This is a genomic window from Terriglobales bacterium, assembly GCA_035561515.1.
Taxonomy (GTDB): domain Bacteria; phylum Acidobacteriota; class Terriglobia; order Terriglobales; family Acidobacteriaceae; genus DATMXP01.
Genome location: DATMXP010000031.1, coordinates 1 through 21,425 on the forward strand (window position 1 = coordinate 1; position 21,425 = coordinate 21,425).

Genomic DNA, 21,425 nt, shown 5'->3' on the forward strand with positions numbered 1-21,425 from the left:
GATTCTCTGCGCGCCGGACGATTCCCGATCCCTCGCTGCCCACTCCGATTCAATCTCCACCACTCCCACTTGTCGAAACGCGTAATGGCGGAAGCTGCTCCACTTCCAATCGTCCGCGGCCTTCACCAATCCACGCTTTACTGGGTTGTTGTGAATGTATCCTAACTTGACCGCGAACTCTTCGGCATTGCGCACATTGCGGTCGTATCCGCGATCCTGCCAGAACCTTCCTTCCCGCAGCCGCTTGGTGAATGATAACTTCAGGTAGTGCATGGCGTCGGCCAGCGTTTGCCGTTCCGGTTCGCTGACCAGAAGGTGCACGTGCTCTGGCATCACCACATAGCCATAGACACACACGCCAAAGTTAACGCGCATATTCTCAAGACAGGTGAGGAAAAGGTCGTAAGTCGCGGCGGTATTGAATCGCTGCTCTCGGCGATAACAACTAAAAGTAAGAAAGTGCGATTGACCGGAGTAATGGTATCGCCGCAATCCGCTGGGCATACAGGAAAACCTAAACCCTGTTGGGTGCGGGCGTCTGTGATGCCCGGGTTAGCCCAAAAGCAGGGCGAACCCGGGGCACCCAATGACTGTTGGTAGGTGAATAAGAAACGCCAACTGCCGAGCTGCGCTCGCGCACACAGACAAGAATGTCTGTGCCACATTTTTGCGCACACAGACAAGAGTGGCTGTGCGCGTAACCCAGGGCTTCCGCCCTGGGCTAAGTTCGAGAGACAGAGCGGGACCGAGCGTTGCACCTGAAGGTGTGCCCTTTCAAAGATGCAACGTGCCCGATACGAGTCGGGCTATGGAATGTCGCGCCATCGGCGCTCAAACGGCATCGTCATTACATCAATACTCAAGTGGATCAACGAATAGAGGTCGCTCGGGGTGAGCGACCTCTACGTTCGTTTGCTGATCTATTTTGCAGTGGCGGATTGGGCGAGGATTGGGGCTGGTGAGCCGAGCGGCACGAAGGTCGCCTTGAAGTCCGGCTTACGCGTTGCGTACATGACCCAGGCTGCGCCGACGAGTCCGAAGAGGATGGATAGAAGGCCGCCCTTCGCATCGCTTTCAATCGCCCAGAAGTTTGACACGACGAAACTGAGCGATGTGGTGAACGGCAGCGCTTCCTCCTTGGCGAAAGAGAGGGCGTAGAAGAGGGCGTCGCCGAATGCGACGCTGGCAATGGTGAGTACGCCGATGATCGCGCGCGCGGGCCAGGTGACCTTGCCGACGCCGTACACGACTGCCTTACCGATGACGAAACCGATGAGGATCGCGCCGTAGAGGAAGATGTAGTGGATGGCGTAGGCGACGCCGCCCCAGAGGATGCTGCCGATGAGAGCGGCGACGATGCCGTAGATGAGGCCGAGGCCGAGGTTGGTATCGAGCTTGTCGTATTCGGTAGCGGCGGCGTTGAGTTCGTCGTTCACGCGGGACTGGCATCCGGAGCAGTAGTGAACGGGGATGCCGTTCATGAGGCTGACGTTAGGCTCGCTGGTCTGGCATTTCTCGCATCGTCCGGCGATGGGGGACGCGGTGTTCTTCAGAGCGGCGAAGAGGTTGTCGAAGTCTTCCTTGATGGAATCGGGCTTCGGTTTGCCCAGGGAGTAAGTACGCACGAGGCGTGCGGTGGATTCATCGGCTTTGGGCTTGGCGAACTTTCCTTTCGCGGCGCCGAGGGCCTCTTCGACCTGCTTGGGCGCGGCGTTGTTGGCGTAGCGGAAAATGATCTGGACGGCGTTGGCATTGCCTTCAGCTTTGCCGCTACCGAGGGCGACGATATAGCCGTCGCGGTTGCCGACGAGTGCGCCGGCTTTGTCTCCAAATATGTTGTGCTCCGGGTAATAAGGGATTCCTGTGAGCCGGGAAAGTTCCTGAAGCCACTCCTGTGAGTTCATTGGTGCGTCCTTGTATCAAAGGTGATTCGGGGGTATGCGGGAGGACTGTACCTTATTTTGGGCGATTCGAACGAGAAATAACGTTCATGTTCCTTGTGTGGAACGGGCATTGTCCAGAAGTCACCGTGGTATTTGGAGGCAGACCGTATAATCGTCGGTCTACTTCGAGGTTCTTATGCGCCAACTGCTGCTCGTTTTTCTATTTCTTGCACCCATGATGATTGCACAGGACCAGACGAAACAAGGCCCGCCACCGACACGCCGTGAAGACGTGAAAGATGTGATCCACGGAGTGACGGTAGAAGATCCGTATCGTTGGCTGGAAGACCAGAACTCTCCGGAGACGCGCAAATGGATCGATGCGCAAAACAAGTACACGATGTCGCTGATCGGGGATTTGCCATCGCGTCCTTACCTGAAGAAGCGACTGGGTGAGTTGCTGAAGGTGGATGCGACGAAGACGCCGGTGGAGGCGAACGGTCGCGTGTTCTTCCTGCGGCGTGCGGCGAACCAGGATCAGTATGTGCTTTACATGCAGGCGTCGGCGAAGGCGAAGCCGAAGGTGCTGGTGGATCCGCATCCGATGTCGGCGGACCACAGCACGAGCGTGGTCCTGGAGGATGTGATCAAGGACGGATCGCTGGTGTCGTATGGGATCCGGTTGGGCGGCGCGGACGAGGTGGAGGTCCGTTTCCTGGATGTGAATACCGGGAAGGAGTTGAAAGATGTGCTTCCGGCAGCGCGGTACTTCAACATCGCCATGACGCCGGATCGATCGGGGCTCTATTACGACATCTTCACGGACGCGGGGCCGCGGGTGCGCTGGCACAAGTTCGGCACGGACGTGAAAGATGACGTGCAGATCTTTGGCGAGGGACTGGGCCGGGAACTGGGCACCAGCACGGTAGTCAACGACGACGGTCGGTATGCGTTTACGACGGTGTTTTACGGGTCGTCGGCGGACAAGACAGAGGTGTATTACCTGGACCGCAAGTCGGGCGCGAAAGAGATGACGCCGCTGATCAAGGCGCAGCCAGGGCAGGACATGAACGCGCGGTTTATCATCGCGCCGGCCGGGGATCGGGTCTTCGTACATACGAATTGGCGGTCGCCGAATGGGCGTGTGTTGTTGATCGACATGAAGCATCCGCTGCGTCCGCACTGGCAGTTCGTGATTCCGGAAGATGCGAATGCGACGATTGAGTCGATTGCGGTGACGGGTGGGAAGCTGGCGGTTGCGTATCTGAGGAATGTTGTGTCGGAGATGAAGTTCTTCACGCCGGATGGGCGTCCGGCGGGAGAGGTGAGCTTTCCGACGATGGGAACGGTGAACAGCTTCTCGGGCCGCTGGGATGGAACGACGGCGTTCTTCCAGTTCAGTTCGTTCCATGTGCCGGCGACGATTTACCGGTTCAACTCGGCGACAAACACGAAGACGGTGTTCGCGCAGTCGAAGGCACCGGTGAATTCGTCGGCGCTGGAACTGAAGCAGGTCTGGTATACGTCGAAGGACGGGACGAAGGTGCCGATGTTCCTGCTGTACAAAAAGGGACTGAAGCTGGATGGGGCGGCCCCGGTGTTCCTGACGGGGTACGGCGGCTTTAACGTAAGCGAGACGCCGGAGTTCCGCGCGACGGCAGTAGTCTGGGCGGAGAATGGCGGCGTATATGCGTTGCCGAACCTGCGTGGAGGTGGCGAGTTCGGTGAGGCGTGGCATAAGGCCGGCATGATGGAGAACAAGCAGAATGTGTTCGATGACTTCATCGCGGCGGCGGAGTGGCTGGTGGCGAACAAGTATACGAATCCGCAGAGACTGGCGGCGTCGGGTGGGTCGAATGGCGGATTGCTGATGGGCGCGATGATGACACAGAGGCCGGATCTGTTCCGGGCGCTGGTGTGCTCGTATCCGCTGCTGGATATGATCCGGTACCAGGATTTCCTGATCGCGAAGTTCTGGGTGCCGGAGTACGGGTCGTCGGTGGATGCGAAGCAGTTTGAGTCGATCCTGAAGTACTCGCCGTATCACAACGTGAAGAAGGGAACGGAGTATCCGGCGGTGATGTTTGTGACCGGGGATTCCGATACGCGGGTTGCGCCGCTACATGCGCGGAAGATGGCGGCGTTGATGCAGTGGGCGCAGGGTGGGAAGAACCCGATCCTGCTGCATTACGACACCAAGGCTGGACACTCGGAAGGGAGGTCGGTGACAAAGTACATCGAGGACTACACCGACCAGATCAGCTTCCTGTGGTGGCAGCTTGGCGTGGACGTGAAGGAGCAGCCGGCGAAGGCAAAGAAGTAAGAAGCCTGGGAAATGAGAAGGGCGGGTCCAAGTGGCCCGCCCTTTCCTTATCGATAAAGTGAGCTGCTATTTCTTCGCGGTGGTTGATTTCTTGGCGGAGGGCGCGGACTTTGTCTGGGCGATCATGTCGTCGATCATCGCGAACAGGTTGCGGCGGTCCACGACTTCCACGAAGGGAGTGCCGGTCTGCTTGGTGCTGACGACATAGATGGTCGGCGTGTGCTGGATGTTGACGGAGATTCCCTTGTCCTTGTCTTTGCGAACCGCTGCCGCGAACTTGCCCTGGGGATCGACGACGAAAGGAATCGCGACGCCGTTCGCCTTGCCGAACTTCTCAATATAGGAGCGAAGGTTCTGCGGCGTAATGGCGGACTGGTTCTCGTAGATGAAGAGCCGGAACTTTCTTTCGATCGGGTTCTTCGGGGTGCTCTTGGTGCGCAGGTAATGCGCCATCACCGCAGCTTCAAACGACCAGTTGTGCTGAGGGAGCGGGAAGTCGTAAACGACCAAGGGGATGTTGTAGGTCTTGGAGGCTTCCTCGAGCAGCGGCGCGGCGTTGGCGCAGTCGGGACACTGAAGATCAGCGAACTCGACGAGCGCAACCTTGGCGCCAGCGGGCGGACGAAGGATGGAACTCTTCGTCAGCGGGGCCGAGGAGTCGGGAACGTTTTGAGCATGACCACGAGCGCGAAGTGCCATAGTTGCGATCAACGCCATGAGCAGCAGGACTGCAATCCTGAGAGCTTTGTTCTTCATCGTAAAAAGGGTGTTTCCTTATCTGATGCAGCTACCCGGACCAGAGATGCTGGGAAGCAGTGCTCCTGAACATCTTACCCGAAATGAACGATACCGCCATTCGGCAGCTTACATTGGCACGGCAGGGTTAGGGAAAGCGGCGGGGATTAAGGCTGTCGTCCCAGGCGGACGGCGGTGAAGGCAAAGCTCATGTAAAATTGGAGAAGCCACCCAGGTCCCAGGTTTTAAGTATCTATGCGAAAGTCTCTCGCTTCTATTCTGCTTTTCTTTGCTTTAGCGCTGACACTCCAGGCGGCGGACACCGTTGTGGAGGAGATTGTTGCGCGCGTTAACAACTCGATCATCACGCGGACGGATTTGGCGCGCTCGAAGGAGCAGATGACCAACGAAGCGCACCAGAAGAATGTCCCGCAGGATGAGATCGACAAGCGGCAGAGCGACATTCTGCGTGACCTGATCGACCAGCAATTGCTGGTGCAGAAGGCGGCCGACCTGGGGATTACGGGCGATAACGAGCTCATCAAGCGGCTGGACGAGATCCGCAAGTCGATGAACCTGAACAGCATGGAAGAGCTGGAGCAGGAAGCGGAGAAGAGCGGCGTATCGTACGAAGATTTCAAGCAGAACCTGCGAAACAGCATCCTCACGCAGTCGGTAATCGGACGCGAGGTGGGATCGCACATACAGATCACGCCGGAAGAAGTGCAGAAGTTCTACGAGGAACACCAGAAAGAGCTGGAGCGTCCGGAGCAGGTGGCGTTGAGCGAGATCCTGATCGCACCGGTGAAGCCGGCTCCGAATGCGAAGGAAGGCGATCCGTTGCCGGATCCGACACCGGAGCAATTGGCTGCCGCCGAACAGAAGGCGCAGCAGGCGCTGGATGAGATCAAGAAGGGTACGAAGTTCGAGGATGTGGCAAAGAAGTACTCCGACGGGCCGACGGCATCGCAGGGTGGCGCGCTGGGCGAGTTTGGACGCGGCATGCTGGCGAAGGAATTGGAAGAAAAGACGTTCGCGATGAAGCCGGGCGAGGTCACCGACCCGATCCGCACGCGGCAAGGGTTCGTGCTGCTCAAAGTGATCGACCACACGCAGCCCGGAATTCCTCCGTTGAAGCAGGTGGAGCCGAATATCCAAGAGGCAATTTACCTTCGGAAGCTACAGCCGGCTTTGCGCGAGTACCTGACGAAGCTGCGGGAAGATGCCTACATCGACATCAAGCCGGGATTCGTGGATACGGGCGCGAGTCCGAACCAGAAGAACCCCATCATGGTGGCACAGGACAGCAAGAGCGGCGACGAACAAGGCGAGAAGAAGAAAAAGAAGAGATTTCTGCTGTTCTAAGTCTCAAGCGGGCTTGACGCAGGAGCGGTAGAGTCCGCTCCCTTATTTGAAAAGGACGCGTGATGGAAGTTCCGTTACTTGTCCATTCTTTGTGATCAACAGGCTTCGCTCTTCAACGGTCGGAACGCCCGAAATTTTTGTCCGAGGGACAGTCAGACGGAAACCCTTAAAAGTGGTGGCGCCCACGATCCATCCCTCGTTTGATGCATGACTCCAGATGTCGAAGTTTGGTTTGTGGCCCTTTTTGAATCGGCTCCACCACACCTGAAATCTGTTATTCCATTCGCGAGAATATGCGGCGTAAAAGGTCTTCTGGGCTGATTGCAGAAGGTCAAATTCGCTATGAAGTGGAACTCCATCGCTCGGGCCCCAAACAAGAATTTGGTAAAGCATGGCGATGTTCCGAGCTTCCCAAGCGACAGTGGTTTTCGCTCCAGCATCAAGCATTAGCCTATTGAACTCGGATCCAGCATTATCGCCCGACCACAAACGGTAAGTTCCTTCATTTTGCGTGTTGACTACAACGTAGCCATAGGAGCCGGGATGACTTTCCGACTGGACGAACAGCGAGTTGCCCTCGACCTCGTAACATTTGTTCGCCATGACTTCGTAAACAAAGAATCTCTGGTTGAGTTTCCCATCTACAATCTTCGGGTTTACGGTCTCGAATAGTCGTGCCTCGATGTTTTCCTGTCTGCGTGTATCAAGGCAGCCCACTACCCCCACCGCCCTTATGGCGCTAACGGCACGCAGGCGAGCTACCTGATCAGTGATCGTCGACTGATTGTCGCCTGCCAAAGAAGGGATAGCCGTAATCACACTGAGGACAAGAGACAGAATCTTCATTAAGCGTCGCACTCCCGGAACGAAGTGCGAGTAGCATAGTCTTCCATTGCCGAAATTTGTAGTTACCTCTTGTTCAGTGCGCTGAGGCGAAAATGTGCCGTATAATCCGGCTGCTCTCATGACATTCAAAATGAACCGCCGCGCGTTTGTCGCGAGCGCCGCCAAGGTGAGCGGAGCCGCGGCTGTGTTTCCACTGCTGTTAGCTGAAGTCGCCGAAGCGAAAGCGGAGATCACGAAAGCGAACATCGCTTCCGCGGCCGCCCTTGCCGGACTGGAGTTCGACGACCAGCAGCAGGAGATGATGCTCGAAAACCTGCAAAACAGGTTGAAAGCATACGAGGAGTTGCACAACCTCAAACTGCCGAACAGTGTGCCTCCGGCGCTGGATTTCAATCCGGTGCTGCCGGGTATGAAGTTCGAGACTGCGCGAACGCCGATGGTGATGAGCCGTCCGCTGCAAATATCCGCGCCGAGAGATATTGAGGATGTGGCGTTCTGGTCAGTGCGAGACTTGGGCGAGTTGATCAGGCGGAGAAAGGTTTCGTCGCTGAACCTGACGGAGATGTACCTGGAACGCCTGAAGCGTTACGACCCGTTACTTCATTTCGTGATTACGCTGACAGAAGATCGCGCTACGGCGCAGGCGAAGGAAGCAGATGGGGATATCGCGCGTGGAAAATATCGCGGGCCACTGCACGGGATTCCGTGGGGTGCGAAGGACCTGCTGGCAGTGAAGGGGTATCCGACGACATGGGGCGCGGGCGGATTTGAGAAGCAGAGTTTCGAGGAAGACGCGGAGGTTGTGAAGCGATTGGATCGGGCCGGCGCTGTGTTGGTGGCGAAGACCACGCTGGGCGCGCTGGCCATGGGCGACAAATGGTTTGGGGGCATGACGCGAAATCCGTGGAAGCCGGACCAGGGATCGAGCGGATCGTCGGCGGGTTCGTCGTCGGCGGTGGCAGCGGGGTGTTTGGGATTTGCAATCGGATCAGAGACGCTGGGGTCAATCTCGTCTCCGTGTACGCGTTGCGGCGCAACGGGACTGCGTCCGACTTTTGGTCGGGTGCCGAGAACCGGCGCGATGGCGTTGTCGTGGAGCATGGATAAACTCGGTCCGATCGGAAGGTACGTGGAGGACTGCGCGATTGTGTTTTCGGCGATCCACGGACCGGATGGGAAGGACAGGACGGTCCACGACTATGCATTTAACTGGAATGCGAACGTCGACATAAAGAAGCTGCGGATCGGGTATCTGAAAGAAGACTTCGAATACAAAGCAGACGAAAAGGAAACGGCGGAACAAACAGAACGGCGGCTGCTGCTGAAGAAGTTCGATGAGGCCGCGGTGGACGTGCTGCGTTCGAAGTTGAAGGTGGATTTAATCCCGCTGGAATTGCCGAACATGCCATGGGGCGCGATGAGGCCGATCCTGGTAGCGGAAGCGGCGGCTGCCTTTGACGAACTCACGCGTAGCGGGAAAGACAAGCTATTAACCGAACAGGGAAAAGACGACTGGCCGAATACGTTTCGCGCGTCGCGATTGATTCCGGCGGTGGAGTACATCAACGGAAACCGCGCGCGTATGATCGCCATGCAGAAGGCGGCGGAGATGTTCAGCAAAGCCGACGTGGTGGTGGCGCCGACATTCAGTTCGCAGTTGCTGATGACGAACTTGACGGGGCATCCGGCGGTGATTCTGCCGAGCGGTTTTAGACCGAGTGATGGTACTCCGGTGAGCCTAACGTTTCTCGGGGACCTCTTCGGCGAGGCAAAGTTGTTAGCGGTCGCCCGCGCATGGGAGCAGGCGACCGAGTTCCACAAGAAGCATTCGACGCTCGAGGTCGGAAAGAAAGCTTAATCGCTACTGCTGCTTCTTCTTTCCGAATATTCCCTGGAGCAGTCCGCCGACGGGATTGGCAGGCTGCTGCTGCGTGCCTGTGCCGGACGAGCCTGCCAAGGCTGAGCCGACATCGGGCACAAACACCGGTTTGGCGGTGGTGCCTTTGACCGCGACGGGGATGGTCTTCAATCCACCTTTGATACCAGCCATTTGAGTCAACGACCCGACCACGCCTCCAGAGCCCGCAAGCTTCGCGACGAGATGGAAGTCGAGCGCGCCGTTCGCAGAGATGGTGCCATTGCCGGTAATGGTGCCGAGTTCGGGAGCGACGAGGTTCAGGTTGTCTGAGCGCGTGCCATCGGGCGAAATCCGAAGGTTCGAAGAGAAGGTTTGGATGGTGGTATCGCCGGTTGCGGGAAGTCCCGCGAGCGTGGCGACGCTAGAGAGGTTCTTATTCAGACTGAAGCCGGTGAGCTTCGTGTTCGCGATGTTGACGGTTCCGGTGGTGACCAGTTGTTCGAGAGGTCCGCGGAGGTTGAAGTTCGCCGCAATCGTTCCGCCCTGGAGCGTGGACCCGGTAGGCAGGATCACGCCGACGGCCGGGAGCAGACCTTTTATGTCTTCGACACCCAGGCTATTGCCGGTGAACTTGAGGTCGACATCGGTGCTTGCGCCACGAGACGCGTAAGAGCCGGCAAGTTGGGCGACGCTTTTGCCGGTGCGGATCTTGGTGCGTTCGATGGTGCCCTGTTCGCGGACGAGATCGTATTCAGAGTGGTAGTCAATCTCAACCGGCTGGGCGGCGGCAGAACCCGCTTTTACCAGACGCAGCTTGGTGGCTTTGGCGGTACCTTCGGAGATGACGCGACGACCGTCAGAGGAAATGGTGCCGTTGTAATCGAGAATGCCCGCAAGTCCGGAATCGCTGCCCATCATGCCGGTGGCGGTGAGATCGAGATTGCTAACGTTGACCTTACCGTTGAACGGCGTCCGCGACATATCGGTACGGTCGATTGGCCCGGCCTTGCCGTCGAGACTGAGCTTGCCCTGGCCGGCCGCCTTGGCACTGACAGTGAACGGAAACGCGGTGGTGTAAGAGAGGTCGCGGATGCTGACCTGAACGTCGGTGTATGCCTGCTGCTTGCCGGCGGTGCCGAGTTCGATGCGTCCGTTGGTGATGTCGATACGCCGGGCCTGGAAGTCACGGTTGGCACTGGTGGGCGTGGTTTCTTTCTTCGAGCCGAGGGTGGAGAAGTTCCACTTGCCATTGGCGCTTTGAAGCAACCGGACCAGAGGCTCGTCGAGTTGAACGGACTCGATGATCAGTTGCTTTTGAAAGACCAGTGGAACGAGTTGCACGCCAACGGCCAGCGATTTCGCCTGGATGAATGGCTTGTTGCCAAAGGCAGGATCATCGGCGATGGAGATCTGGTCGGCCTTGACGCCGCCGGAGAAGATGGAGAGTTTGAGGTCGCCGATCTTAACCTGTCGAGCAAGAGATTGGGACAGCCCCGCTTCGATGTCAGGCCGGAAGCGGTTGGCGTCGAACAACAGCGGAAGTAAAAGAACAGCCAGGAGAATGACTCCGACGACGATGCCGAGAGCCCAGAGGAGCTTGCGCCGCATAATCACCTCGCATTCGCAGCTATTGATTTTTGCTCAAAACGGACGAGAGCGACAGTAGTGATGTCGTTTTCACCGAGCGAATCACCTTCCACAGTAGCCTGAGGGCCGATCAGGCCCAGGAACCGACGACGTTTCTGTTGTTCCACGAATTCGCTCACGTGACGGAGGATGTCCGCGCAGAGATCGTGCGCGGAAGTTGTACGTGCCTGCTGGAATGCCTGTTTCAGGCGCTCGATCCCATACTCCTCACTTCCCGCGCGAACTTCAATGAGGCCGCGGGAAGCCAGGAGCAGCGCACCGCCACCGCCAAGCACGCACATCTGCGCGTCGTGAGTGGCGTGGGAGAAAAGACCGAGCGGAAGACCACCGGCTTCGAGAGAAGTGATCTGGTCGCCATCACGCACAAGCGCGGGAACGAATCCGGCATTGATGTAGGAAAGAAGCCCGAGCGTTTCGTTATAGCAACCGACGAACCCCGGAGCACAGCGGACGCCATCCGCCGCAGAGAGAATGAGGTCGTTGAGCTGGTGAACGAGCTCGGTAACGGCGTCGGCTTCGTTGAGGTCGGAGGCGGCAAATAACTTCGGCGTGATATTCCGCAGGTTTTCCTGAACGGAGGCGGCTATCGTAAGAGCCTGCTCGCGACGGCCCGCGATATCCAGCAGGACGAACACGAGGCGGTGATCGTTGATCTGGAAGAACTCGAAGAAATCCCCACCTACACGTGCCGCACGGTAAAGTGCAGCCAGCTCAGATTCCTTCAATTTAGGCGCCTTACACGGAGCCGGTTTGCGCGGCGGACTGGGTTTCGCAGTTTTGAAAAATGGCCAACGCATGGGAACGGGTGGGGGAACACAACGTTAGCACAACAAGGCGCAGATGCGTGGGACGAAATGAGGTGGGAGCTTAAGAACCGTAGCGAGTGGCAAGAAACTGGGTGAGGTCCTGTTCGAAGCGGCTGTAATCGGTATTCAATACGTCGCGAAGGGCATCTTCCATGGAGCCACCTTGAGCGAGGTGCTCGAGCAGGCGGCGAATGTCGTCGATACCGTAGGTGTCGCGGATGAAAACGGTGGCGGCCAGTGACTGCTCATAAGCGAGTGTCGCCTGGCTGGTGGTGAAGCCCATAAACGAGCGCTCGAGGGACTTCAGCGGGACTTGTGATTCCGATTTGTAGATACGGGCGAGCTGCGCTCCGCGGAAGGTGCGATTTTCAACGAGTTGTGCGATCCCTTCGTTGAGCCATTGCGGACAGCGTCCGGCAGAAGCCTGGTTGATAAACGAGTGTGCCAATTCGTGTTTCAGTACGCGCGCCATTTCCGGATTGATGAAGTCCACGCCCTGCACGGGGATGCGGAGCTTGCCGTCATTGAGGGCGCCGGTCCAGGACGGAGCCTGGGTCACGTCGAAAAACGCCTGCTCGGTGTAAAGGATGACAGGGATGTTCTGGTACGGGGTGATCCCGAGTTGCGAGGAGAGCTCGTCGTAATCCTTTTCAAGTGCGCCCACGATCTGCTGGCGGAGGGTGGTCTTGGTGGCCGATCCTTCGAAACGCAGGGTGAAACGACCGGTATCGTGCTCGGAGAAATTGGCTTCGGCAGAAAGTTCCCGGCGAGCCTTGGCGAGATAGGTCTGGATTCGCTTGTCGGGCCGCAGTTCGAGAGAGCGCTCCCACGCGGGGATGGCATCGCGAGTGCGATCGGAACTGAAATAGGCGTAGCCGAGGATGTTGAAGGCGTCGGCCGAGTCCGGTGCGGCGATGGTGGCGCGATGAGCGTAATTGATGGCTTCGCGGGCGCGGCCCATCTGAACCAGAAGCGACGCGTAAAACGACAGGATGACGGGATTATCGGGGACATTGCTCAGGGCGCGTTCAAGATAGCGGCGAGCAGTGTCGCGGTCTCCCCGTTCGAATTCGAAGCGCCCGGCGACAAAGTATCCGGCGGCGACGAGGTCGGAGTTGCCGGTTGTTTCGAGCGAGTTGAGCGCGTCGAGATCGACGCGGCCGTTGCGGATGACGTTGTTCAGGGCATCTTTGAAGCCGGGAACTTTGAGCGCTTCGTCGGAAGGAACCGGGAGGGTCGCATCCGGGTTGGGACGAGCAGACATCGTGCCGGGGCCGAACTCTGGATCGGGGAGGTTGGGGGTGGAGGTCTCGATTCTCTCCACGACCGATTTAGGGATACGATATAGATCGTCACCAATTTCGTATTCGATCCTGCCGTCCTTTTCACGGACGTTTTCCGCGACGATGGTTCGCCCATTCTTCAGGCGAATGGTATCGCCGGAGCAGATCCCGACCGAAACGAACAGGAAACTGATGAGTACCCGACGCACAGGCGCGAATTCTAGCAGAATCTTGCGAAATTCCGGCGTAACCGCCGTCATATGCACCTTATTACTAATCTTCGTATTACCGGGATTTGGGCAGGAAATCGGGCGTGAGGAAACGCAGTATCACAATGCAACACCGCCTGTCAGCCCACCCGGGCCGCTGCCTGAGCCGTTCCGGATCGGCAGCCCGCGCAACCAAAGTGGAACGCCATCCGCACCGAGCGCGTCGGCGGTGCTGTACCGGCAACTGCGGGAGATCCAGCTTGATCCGGACGCGGTATACAAGATTCGTGAGGCGTCGGTGGAGCGCGAGGACATCCACATCGTGCTGGAAGACGGCACCATCGGGTTCACGCACGCCGTGGATGGGCGTATCACAGGAGCATTCTTCGAAGGCGAAGGGGAGATTTTGCTGATCCCGCCCGACCGCGTGGAGAAGCGCTCGCTGGGCTTGTTCACCAACACCGGCATTCTGGAAGAGAAGTTTTCGTCGATCTACCTGCGGTTTAACGACGACCTGGCGAGTGAGTTGATCACGTACACGCGCGGGAAGGTGGAGGATCCGCAGGAATTCGTGAATCGTTGGAGTAGCGTGGTGACCAGCCTCTCGGAGGCGGATGCACTCCGGCTGATGACGTCGTTCCTGAATGGACACAAGACTGCCGATGGCAAGATCGTGACCCCGGAAGGCGATCACATGCTGCGGGCCAGGATCAACGGCGTGAATATGGGCGTCTTTGACCTGTTCTTCGATACCGATGCACGCGAGCAGATCAGCGTGGGGCAGTTATCGCGCGACAAGTACGGCCGCGGTTTCTTCAACGTGTGGACAGCGTTTCCCATGCGATCGATGCGAATGCGCGCGATTCCGCACCGGACGATGAAAGGACGGACTTCCCAGACACCGGCAGCATTGGGGTCAACGACCGACGAAGAGCCGGAAGACCGACTTCAGATCGCCGACTACAAGATCAAAGTGAACGTAAAGCCGCCGACCGATCTGGAAGTGGAATGCACGATGAACGCCGTGGTGGCGCAGGGCGGGCAGCGGGTGATCCTGCTGGAGTTGTCGCGTTTCCTGAAAGTAAGTTCGGTGGAATACAACGGTCAAGCCCTGGAGTACCTGCAAAACGAAGCGCTGGAAGGGACCGCGCTGGAGCGTCGCGGCAATGACCTGGTGGCGCTGGTATTTCCGCAATCATTACAGACTGGGCAGAAACTGGAATTACGTTTCGTGTACGGCGGATCGGTGATGTCGGACGCGGGCGGAGGACTGCTGTACGTGGGCGCGCGCGGTATCTGGTATCCGAACCGCGGTGTGGCACTGGCGAACTTCGATCTTGAGTTCACGTATCCGAAGGAATGGACGCTGGTGGCGACTGGGCACAGGGTTTCTTCGGATTCGACGGAGACATCGGTGGTGTCGCGGTGGGTTTCGGAGAGGCCGATCCCGATTGCCGGATTCAATCTCGGCAACTATCAACTTGCCGAGGCGAAGCTGGGCGATGTGCCGATCATGGTGTACGCGTCGGAAGGCGTGGAGAACACGATGCCTGTGGCGAAGGAGCAGGTGATGCTTCCGCCGCTGAATCCGACGTCGCGCATCGGAGCACCGGTGAGCACGATGGTTCCTTCGGCACAGCCGGCTCCGGCGGGAAATGCCAAGCTGGTTGCCGAGAGAGTGCAGACAGGATTGGAATCACTGGAGCATCAACTGGGACCGTATCCGTATAAATCGCTGGTGTTTTCGCAGATGCCGGGACGGACGAGCCAGGGGTGGCCAGGATTGATCTTCCTGTCGAGCTATTCGTTCCTGCATAAGGAGGAATTGGAGCGGCTGAAGATCTCTCCGGTGGACGCGTTCATGTTCAACCTGGTGATCCCGATTCACGAGTCGGCACACCAGTGGTGGGGCGACCTGATCACGTGGAAGAGCTATCGCGACCAGTGGCTGGTGGAAGCGCTGGCGAATTATTGCGCGCTGGTGACGCTGGAAAAATCGCATCCAGTGGAAGTGCAGGCGGTCCTGGATGAGTATCGCAGGCAGTTGCTGCAGGAGAATGACAGCAAGAAGATAGGCGCGGATGCGGGCCCCGTGACGCTGGGCGTGCGGTTATTCTCGTCGGCATTCCCGAACGGATATCTTTCCATCAGCTATGGCCGCGGCACCTGGCTGCTGCACATGCTGCGTCATATGTTGCGCGATGCCGAGGAGAGGGATGGGAAGACCGATCCGAAAGCGGCAAAGCGGATCTCGACCGGCGACGAGCCGTTCTTCCGGGTGCTGAGGAAACTGCGCGAACGTTACGAGGGCAAGTCGATCAACAACAAGATCGTGCAACAGATCTTCGAAGAAGAGGTCCCGGAATCGTTGCGGTTCGAGGGCCGGAAGTCGCTCGACTGGTTCTTTGACGAGTGGGTGAACGGAACGTCCATCCCGAAGATCGACGCGTCAGGCGTGAAGGTTACGGCGAGCGCGGGTGGAACGACCATTACAGGGAAACTGACGCAAAAGGATGCGCCCGCGGAACTGATCACGTCCGTGCCGATTTACGGCGTTAAGGCAAACAAGGACATGGTGCTGCTCGGGCGGGTATTCGCCGATGGGCCTGAATCGACGTTCCGGCTGAAGGCGCCTGCGGGTGTCCGCAAGATCGAAGTGGATCCGTACGAGACGGTGCTGCGCCGCAAGAATTAGCGAGGCAGCTCGGTTTCCTTCGCGGAAATCACCTGGTGAACGTGCCAACTGGTTTTGCGGACCTGATCGATGGTCTTGCGAAATTCGCGCAGAACCAACGGATCGACCATTCCTGCCGCGAGCATGAGCTCGAGTTTCTGAAGTTCCTGCGTCACGCGAGCTACCTGGCTGGTCACCAGGCGTTCAAACGCCTTTTCGGCTTCGTCCACGTGCTCAATCTGTATTCCTGTAGCCATGCTGTCCTCTGACATCGACGGGTTCGAGTCCGCCCGACGAGCCCTGCCGTATGCCGCCGATTATTCCGCTGTATTTCATCGAAGTCGAATGAACTTCGGTGTTTTGGCAAACGAAGGTAATGAGTTTGTTAGCCGTGCCCTTGACCGTGGTTCAAAAGGACCGAACCATCCCGAAATGGGACCGGGAGGGCGTCCCAAACTGGCACTTTGTTCCGGAAATGGAACAAATCTGACAATTTTTGTACCGCTGACGGTAGGTGCGGGTAAGATTCTGGCGCCCCGACAGGTGACTCAACCCTGGCGCGTCCGGGGAAGGAGAATGTATGCCGTATTACGCGAAATTGTGGGCCGAGAAAGACAAGGGGATTCGGGTTCGAACAGCGGAGAGCCTGCTGCGTTTGCGGAAGCAGCTAGGCGAGGAGATCCCTCTGCGCGCAGATGGGAAACTTCTGCTGGCAACCTGGAATATCCGGGAGTTCGATTCGGGGAAGTTTGGGGAGCGTTGCGCGGAATGCTTTTACTACATCGCCGAGATCATCAGCCGTTTCGACCTGGTGGCCGTGCAGGAGGTGAACGAGGACCTGCGCGCCCTGCGGAAAGTGCAGGGGATTCTGGGGGGCTGGTGGAATTACCTGGTGACAGATGTGACGGCCGGATCGAGCGGCAATCGCGAGCGATTGGCATTCCTGTATGACAGCCGCAAGGTGAAGTTCTCGGGACTGGCCGGCGAACTGGTGCTGCCGGAGGCAAAGAATCTGAAAGCGGTGCAGTTTGCGAGGACGCCGTTCGTGTGCGGCTTCCAGGCAGGGTGGACGAAGTTCAACCTGTGCACCGTGCACATCTACTATGGCACAGCGAAGAAGGATGATCCGCGCAGGGTGAAAGAGATCAACGACGTCGCGGAGTTCCTGGAAAAGCGGGCGAAGAGTTACGGCTCGCAACCGTTGCATCCGGGCGAGTCGGAAAAGGGTGAGCCGGAAAACCTGGTGTTGCTGGGCGACTTCAACATCTTTTCGCCGGAAGACGTGACGATGCAGGCGATCCTGAAACACGGATTCCAGGTGCCGGAGGAGATCCAGACACTGGAAGGCACCAGCGCCGACAGGAAGAAGCATTACGACCAGATTGCGTTCATTACGCGGAAGCACCGGTTCCAAAGCGCGGGGCACGCGGGAGTGTTCGACTATTACAAGTCGGTCTTCCGCGACGAGGACGAAGACGAGTACAAGAAGTCGCTGATGGGCGACTACAAGCAGTACAAGGCGTGGCGCACGCACCAGATGTCGGACCATCTTCCGATGTGGGTACAGTTGCAGACGGATTTCGCGCGCGAGTATCTGGAGGAACTGGCAAAAGGAGAGGCGCGAGGAGCAGTGGTTTAACTCAGCATACGCAGTTGCGATGCGTATCTATGCATCGACAATGAGGCAGGCCCTGCTCCGTCGCAAGGGCCTGCCTCTTGCGCAAGTACGACTCATCATCCCCCCAAACTCAACCGGTCTGAACGTGACGAGCAAAGCAACGGAACTCACCAGCAGTCGCCTGGCGCTGTGATTCGGGTCACTTCCTTTGTCCTTTTCTGGGAAAAGAATTAGGGGTTCCCAGAAAAGCGAGGCAGTGTTGTGAAGGTAGTTTCGTTCGTCGCCGCCCTTATCCTGTGCATTGCTCTGCCAACCTCCGCCCAGACCTCCTCGTTTGCGGTACAGCCGAAGATCGTCATCATGGAATCTGAAGACGTGAAAGGTCAGCTTTCGCTCAAACGCATGAACAACTGTTTGCTCAGGCTGGCGCGAGAGTGGAAGGTGAAGTACGAATTACTGCCGACGATCTTTGTGTTTCACGTGTCGGAAGAGATCGCCTCGGCGGCTCTGATCTCGGACGAACTGGCGGTCAGGGAAAATCGTTCTCCCCGGAAGGGCGATTCGTATTACGAGGTGTGGATAGTCGGGAAACCGAAGTTGAACTCCGACATGGTTGCATTTGAAAACATTCTTGAGGACTTCTTTCAGCTTCAGGTCACCAAGGAACAGCGGGAGCAAGTGATGACGAAAGTTGGCCGGCTCCAGAATGCAACTGTCGATGCGTATCAAGGCAACTAGAGCGAACGTCTGAGGGTGATGCGCCAGGACCCTCTGGGCTGCAAAGGTCTACGGGGACTGTTACCGAGTGCAAACTCGTATCTAACTTTCAGGCTGAGCGGCGGTTGCTGCGAGTTCACGAGCGCCACGGATGATTTCTTCCGCTATTGTTTTGCGGTCGTCTTCTGGCTGTTCGCTGTAGAACTCAGAGTCCTCGTACTCGGATGCGTTCCCCACGAAGCACAGCAGTTCCTCAGGCGGGTTCGGCCACAGTTCGACTTCGATTTCCCGCCAGATAAACCGTGCGCCGTCGTACGGCTTCACGCGACCGTCAACGATGGCCTGAGCAACGAGTCTCGCAAGTGCCATTCCTGCATTCCGCTGGGAAAGCTTCGACGTTACACCCAGTTCCGCTAAGAACCCCGGCATGAGCGGCTGCAAGTCGAAGCTGTCGGGCGACTCCAGACCCGCGATGCGCCTCGTGTACTTGCCGTCATAGCCGAGTTCCAATGCGTCCTGCGCGAGGCGAGGCAGTTCTTCGCTCGGCAGTTTCCCGAACTCCCATCGGGCTTGGATAAGCTGCGGCGAAAATGGCAGAAGGTCGAAGCGCATAAAAGTCGTGCGGGAACACTATACCCGCTGAGGGATTGGAGACACGTGAAATTGTTGTTCAGTAATGGTAAAGCGGATAGTAAAGCGGCAGGTAAGTCGCTGAAAGGAAGTTTCTGGCGGAGAGGGGGGGATTCGAACCCCCGATACAGCTTTTGACCGTATAACGGTTTAGCAAACCGCCGCCTTCAGCCACTCGGCCACCTCTCCGGCGGGGAACCAAACCTCGTATCGGAGGTCTGATCGCTTTGGCCATTATAGCTGAGCTTCGGGACTTTTGCCGGAAATAGCGAAACGCTCTAAATAACTCGTTCGGCGGCGGGTTGCTGCGTGCTCATGTCGCGCAGTTGGGTGTGGAAGGACGTGAGCGAGAAGCCAGCCTGGAGCGTTGCCAAAACACCGATGAGAAGAACCGGGAACGTGAGTATCGCGAAGGCGATCACCGACACGGCTGCGGCCGTTGATTTTTCCACGCCGAAGAACGTCAGGCCCAGCACGCAAAAGAGTTGGAAGGTGCCGACGTTTGCCGGGGCGTTGGGAATGGCGATGCCGAGGTGTACCACCAGAAAGACGGCGATCGATGCGAGCAGCGGGAGGTCAACTCCGCAGGCCTTCAGAATCGACAGGAACGCCAGCGCCTGTACGACGTGGAGCAGTCCGGAGACAAGACCGGAGGTCCAGAAGCGGCGTCCGAGGCCGATCTGCTTGAGTTCGACGCGGATCTCAAACAGCGCGAATCTCAGCTTCTCAACCAGGTTTTTCGGTTCGGCGTTGAGGTCGACTACGTTCTCGGCATAGTGTGTCTTCTTCACTACGTACACGAAGACGATGATGCCGAGTATGGCGGCAGCGGCCATGACATTGGTGCCGACGCGAATCTGCGGCGGAACATCGATAAGGAGCGCGGTGGCGATCATGGCTCCGGAGAACCAGAAGGCGTCAAACATACGCTCGACGGCCATGGAGGGAAGGACATCGTGGAACTTACGGCCGAGCCAGCGAGCAACGAGGATTCCGCGAATGATTTCGCCGGCGCGCAGCGGGAGGATTTCGCTGGTGAGTAGTCCGACGTAGATGGCTTGCGTGGTCCGCCAGTAGGAAAGTTTGCCCAGTGGTTGAAGAAGAATCTGCCAGCGGATGCCCTGCACGTAGAAGCTGAGCACATCCCAGAAGACAATGACGCTGACCCATCCCCAGGAGAGTTGCTTGAACTGGTCGACGAGGGCGCCCCAGTGAACGTCGTGGAATACCCAATAGAGAGCCAGCGCGGCGATGACGTAAGTCAGCCAGACCTTCGCTCGATGCTTCGACAAAACGCTGGGCTCTTTGGCCGTCATGATTCCTTAGATGCTACTCAAGGTGAGGCTCCGCCGAGAAAGACGAATGTCCTCACCCGATTACCAAGGTATCAGAGGGCGGCACCTTGTGCGAGCGAGGGCCGAACCTGAGTAGCGCGAAGCCGCCGACTCCGGCGATAAGCGAAGCGCAGAGTACCCCGATCTTTCCTGTTTCCACAATGGTCGGGTCAGTGAACGCCAAGTCGGTAATGAAAATCGAGACTGTAAAGCCGATGCCCGCCAGAGTACTTACACCGAGCATCTGGGACCAGCGAACATCCCGCACCATGGTGGCCAGACCGAATTTGACCGCCAGATAAGCAGCGAGCGTAATACCCAGCGATTTTCCGAGGATCAGTCCAAAGGCGATGCCTTGAGCTACGTGACTGCCGATGGCGTCGCGGAGGACAGTGGCGTTCAAATGTACACCGGCGTTGGCTAGCGCGAAGAGCGGGAGCACGACGTATCCGGACCACGGATGCAAGATGCGAATGAGGCGGTCGGCAGTGGCTTCGGTTTCGACGGAGAGCTGTTCCATGCTGCCGAGCAACGCTTCCGATGTTGCATTGTCATCGACGTCGACTGCTTTGCGGATATCGGAGACGATGCACTCAGCCTCATCGGCGAATTCCTTCTTAGGCAGAACGGCCTTCGTAGGGGTGAGGAGACCGAGTATGACTCCGGCGATGGTGGCGTGAACGCCAGAAGCGAGCACAGCCAACCAGAAGAACACACCAAGAGGGACGTACGAGGCGACGGATTGAACGCCGAGTCGTTGCATTACAACAATAACGGCGACGAGTACGACTGCCCAGACCAGTGCCATCCAGGAAAGTTGACTGGTGTAAAAGACGGCGATGACGAGAATAGCGCCGATGTCGTCGACGGTGGCGAGTGCCAGTAGGAACACTCGCGCGGCGCTGGGAATGCGGTCTCCGACGAGAGCGAGAACACCAAGAGCGAACGCAATGTCGGTCGCCATGGGGATGCCCCATCCCGACGAGGCGGGAGTGCCGGCATTGAACAGAGCATAAATTGTCGCGGGTACTACCATGCCACCAAACGCGCAGATGACTGGCAAGGCAGAACGTTTCCATCCGGAAAGCTCGCCATGTGCGAACTCGCGCTTGATCTCCAGTCCGACGACAAAGAAAAAGATCACCATGAGCGCGTCGTTGATCCAGTGGTGCAGGGAGTGCGACAACACAAAAGCACCAATCTGGAGAGCGATTTTCGTTTCCCAGAAATGCTCGTACGAGTCCGGGGCGAAGTTAGCCCAGACGAGTGCGGCGGCGGTGGCAGCCAACAGCATCAGCCCGCTGGTGGTCTCGGTATGAAAAAACCTTTGCAGCGGCAGAACGATCTTCTTCGCCGCATAAGACGTTTGCGCCTTTGCCAGGGTGGTGCCGCGGCTCCGCGGTGGGACGTGCATTTGGGTTCAACTCCAATTTTGTTGAGTGTATCAACAGAGTATGAATGTGAGGTTCACAATCGGGCAGAACTCGAATGCTGTTG

General features: G+C 57.8%; 17 protein-coding genes and 1 tRNA gene. 6 read left to right on the top strand and 12 right to left on the bottom strand.

Annotation, left to right across the window (positions count from 1 at the left end; translation table 11 throughout):
* Window positions 1-504, bottom strand: a 504-nt coding sequence (locus VN577_14810) for a transposase (protein HWR16096.1), incomplete at its 3' end; no start/stop codon positions are given.
* A gap of 416 nt (window positions 505-920) precedes the next feature.
* On the bottom strand, window positions 921-1,904 hold the full coding sequence (locus VN577_14815) for a hypothetical protein (protein ID HWR16097.1): 984 nt from the start codon (window positions 1,902-1,904) through the stop codon (window positions 921-923).
* Between the two features lie 175 nt (window positions 1,905-2,079).
* Between VN577_14815 and VN577_14820 the strand changes: the two genes are divergently transcribed.
* Window positions 2,080-4,206 (top strand): prolyl oligopeptidase family serine peptidase, encoded by a 2,127-nt coding sequence (locus VN577_14820; GenBank protein HWR16098.1) that lies wholly within the window; start codon window positions 2,080-2,082, stop codon window positions 4,204-4,206.
* 66 nt (window positions 4,207-4,272) lie between these two features.
* Here VN577_14820 and VN577_14825 read toward each other — a convergent pair whose 3' ends face one another.
* On the bottom strand, window positions 4,273-4,962 hold the full coding sequence (locus VN577_14825) for a thioredoxin domain-containing protein (protein HWR16099.1): 690 nt from the start codon (window positions 4,960-4,962) through the stop codon (window positions 4,273-4,275).
* Window positions 4,963-5,196: 234 nt separating this feature from the next.
* Between VN577_14825 and VN577_14830 the strand changes: the two genes are divergently transcribed.
* On the top strand, window positions 5,197-6,306 hold the full coding sequence (locus VN577_14830; protein ID HWR16100.1) for a peptidylprolyl isomerase: 1,110 nt from the start codon (window positions 5,197-5,199) through the stop codon (window positions 6,304-6,306).
* 42 nt (window positions 6,307-6,348) lie between these two features.
* Here the strand turns inward: VN577_14830 and VN577_14835 are convergent, their stop codons facing one another.
* Window positions 6,349-7,152, bottom strand: coding sequence for a hypothetical protein (locus tag VN577_14835; GenBank protein HWR16101.1), 804 nt, complete (start codon window positions 7,150-7,152; stop codon window positions 6,349-6,351).
* A gap of 118 nt (window positions 7,153-7,270) precedes the next feature.
* On the opposite strand from VN577_14835, the gene VN577_14840 reads away from it, so the two are divergent.
* Window positions 7,271-9,010 carry an amidase gene (locus VN577_14840; GenBank protein HWR16102.1) on the top strand — a complete coding sequence of 580 codons (1,740 nt, stop codon included), beginning with the start codon at window positions 7,271-7,273 and terminating at the stop codon, window positions 9,008-9,010.
* Window positions 9,011-9,013: 3 nt separating this feature from the next.
* Here the strand turns inward: VN577_14840 and VN577_14845 are convergent, their stop codons facing one another.
* The 3 genes from VN577_14845 to VN577_14855 form a co-directional block, all read right to left on the bottom strand.
* A complete protein-coding gene (locus VN577_14845; protein ID HWR16103.1) occupies window positions 9,014-10,618 on the bottom strand; it encodes an AsmA family protein in 1,605 nt (534 codons plus the stop codon).
* A gap of 2 nt (window positions 10,619-10,620) precedes the next feature.
* Window positions 10,621-11,382, bottom strand: a complete 762-nt coding sequence (locus VN577_14850) for a SpoIIE family protein phosphatase (GenBank protein ID HWR16104.1) — start codon at window positions 11,380-11,382, stop codon at window positions 10,621-10,623.
* 142 nt (window positions 11,383-11,524) lie between these two features.
* On the bottom strand, window positions 11,525-13,006 hold the full coding sequence (locus VN577_14855) for a tetratricopeptide repeat protein (protein HWR16105.1): 1,482 nt from the start codon (window positions 13,004-13,006) through the stop codon (window positions 11,525-11,527).
* Between VN577_14855 and VN577_14860 the strand changes: the two genes are divergently transcribed.
* Window positions 12,978-15,650 carry a M1 family aminopeptidase gene (locus tag VN577_14860; GenBank protein ID HWR16106.1) on the top strand — a complete coding sequence of 891 codons (2,673 nt, stop codon included), beginning with the start codon at window positions 12,978-12,980 and terminating at the stop codon, window positions 15,648-15,650. The genes VN577_14855 and VN577_14860 overlap by 29 nt on opposite strands.
* Here the strand turns inward: VN577_14860 and VN577_14865 are convergent.
* Entirely contained in the window at window positions 15,647-15,886 is a 240-nt protein-coding gene (locus VN577_14865; GenBank protein HWR16107.1) for a hypothetical protein, read from the bottom strand. The genes VN577_14860 and VN577_14865 overlap by 4 nt on opposite strands.
* Window positions 15,887-16,209: 323 nt before the next feature.
* On the opposite strand from VN577_14865, the gene VN577_14870 reads away from it, so the two are divergent.
* Together VN577_14870 and VN577_14875 are read left to right on the top strand one after the other, a co-directional pair.
* Window positions 16,210-17,268, top strand: coding sequence for an endonuclease/exonuclease/phosphatase family protein (locus VN577_14870; protein ID HWR16108.1), 1,059 nt, complete (start codon window positions 16,210-16,212; stop codon window positions 17,266-17,268).
* A gap of 240 nt (window positions 17,269-17,508) precedes the next feature.
* On the top strand, window positions 17,509-17,985 hold the full coding sequence (locus VN577_14875) for a hypothetical protein (protein ID HWR16109.1): 477 nt from the start codon (window positions 17,509-17,511) through the stop codon (window positions 17,983-17,985).
* 81 nt (window positions 17,986-18,066) lie between these two features.
* On the opposite strand, the gene VN577_14880 is transcribed toward VN577_14875, so the two are convergent.
* The 4 genes from VN577_14880 to nhaA all read right to left on the bottom strand — a co-directional run bounded on the left by VN577_14880 (window position 18,067) and on the right by nhaA (window position 21,342).
* Entirely contained in the window at window positions 18,067-18,576 is a 510-nt protein-coding gene (locus VN577_14880) for a hypothetical protein (protein HWR16110.1), read from the bottom strand.
* Window positions 18,577-18,690: 114 nt separating this feature from the next.
* Window positions 18,691-18,783, bottom strand: a tRNA-Ser gene (locus VN577_14885).
* Between the two features lie 89 nt (window positions 18,784-18,872).
* Window positions 18,873-19,910 carry a lysylphosphatidylglycerol synthase transmembrane domain-containing protein gene (locus VN577_14890; GenBank protein HWR16111.1) on the bottom strand — a complete coding sequence of 346 codons (1,038 nt, stop codon included), beginning with the start codon at window positions 19,908-19,910 and terminating at the stop codon, window positions 18,873-18,875.
* A 52-nt stretch (window positions 19,911-19,962) separates the two neighbouring features.
* On the bottom strand, window positions 19,963-21,342 hold the full coding sequence (gene nhaA / locus VN577_14895; GenBank protein HWR16112.1) for a Na+/H+ antiporter NhaA: 1,380 nt from the start codon (window positions 21,340-21,342) through the stop codon (window positions 19,963-19,965).
* Window positions 21,343-21,425 lie beyond the last annotated feature (83 nt).

Excerpts from the sequence above, each read along its gene's own strand:
- VN577_14820 (HWR16098.1), top strand. The coding sequence starts at position 2,080 with ATGCGCCAACTGCTGCTCGTTTTTCTATTTCTTGCACCCATGATGATT.
- VN577_14830 (HWR16100.1), top strand. The coding sequence starts at position 5,197 with ATGCGAAAGTCTCTCGCTTCTATTCTGCTTTTCTTTGCTTTAGCGCTG.
- VN577_14880 (HWR16110.1), bottom strand. The coding sequence starts at position 18,576 with ATGCGCTTCGACCTTCTGCCATTTTCGCCGCAGCTTATCCAAGCCCGA.
- VN577_14815 (HWR16097.1), bottom strand. The coding sequence starts at position 1,904 with ATGAACTCACAGGAGTGGCTTCAGGAACTTTCCCGGCTCACAGGAATC.
- VN577_14835 (HWR16101.1), bottom strand. The coding sequence starts at position 7,152 with ATGAAGATTCTGTCTCTTGTCCTCAGTGTGATTACGGCTATCCCTTCT.
- VN577_14890 (HWR16111.1), bottom strand. The coding sequence starts at position 19,910 with ATGACGGCCAAAGAGCCCAGCGTTTTGTCGAAGCATCGAGCGAAGGTC.
- VN577_14845 (HWR16103.1), bottom strand. The coding sequence starts at position 10,618 with ATGCGGCGCAAGCTCCTCTGGGCTCTCGGCATCGTCGTCGGAGTCATT.
- VN577_14870 (HWR16108.1), top strand. The coding sequence starts at position 16,210 with ATGCCGTATTACGCGAAATTGTGGGCCGAGAAAGACAAGGGGATTCGG.
- VN577_14855 (HWR16105.1), bottom strand. The coding sequence starts at position 13,006 with ATGACGGCGGTTACGCCGGAATTTCGCAAGATTCTGCTAGAATTCGCG.
- VN577_14825 (HWR16099.1), bottom strand. The coding sequence starts at position 4,962 with ATGAAGAACAAAGCTCTCAGGATTGCAGTCCTGCTGCTCATGGCGTTG.
- VN577_14840 (HWR16102.1), top strand. The coding sequence starts at position 7,271 with ATGACATTCAAAATGAACCGCCGCGCGTTTGTCGCGAGCGCCGCCAAG.
- nhaA (HWR16112.1), bottom strand. The coding sequence starts at position 21,342 with ATGCACGTCCCACCGCGGAGCCGCGGCACCACCCTGGCAAAGGCGCAA.
- VN577_14865 (HWR16107.1), bottom strand. The coding sequence starts at position 15,886 with ATGGCTACAGGAATACAGATTGAGCACGTGGACGAAGCCGAAAAGGCG.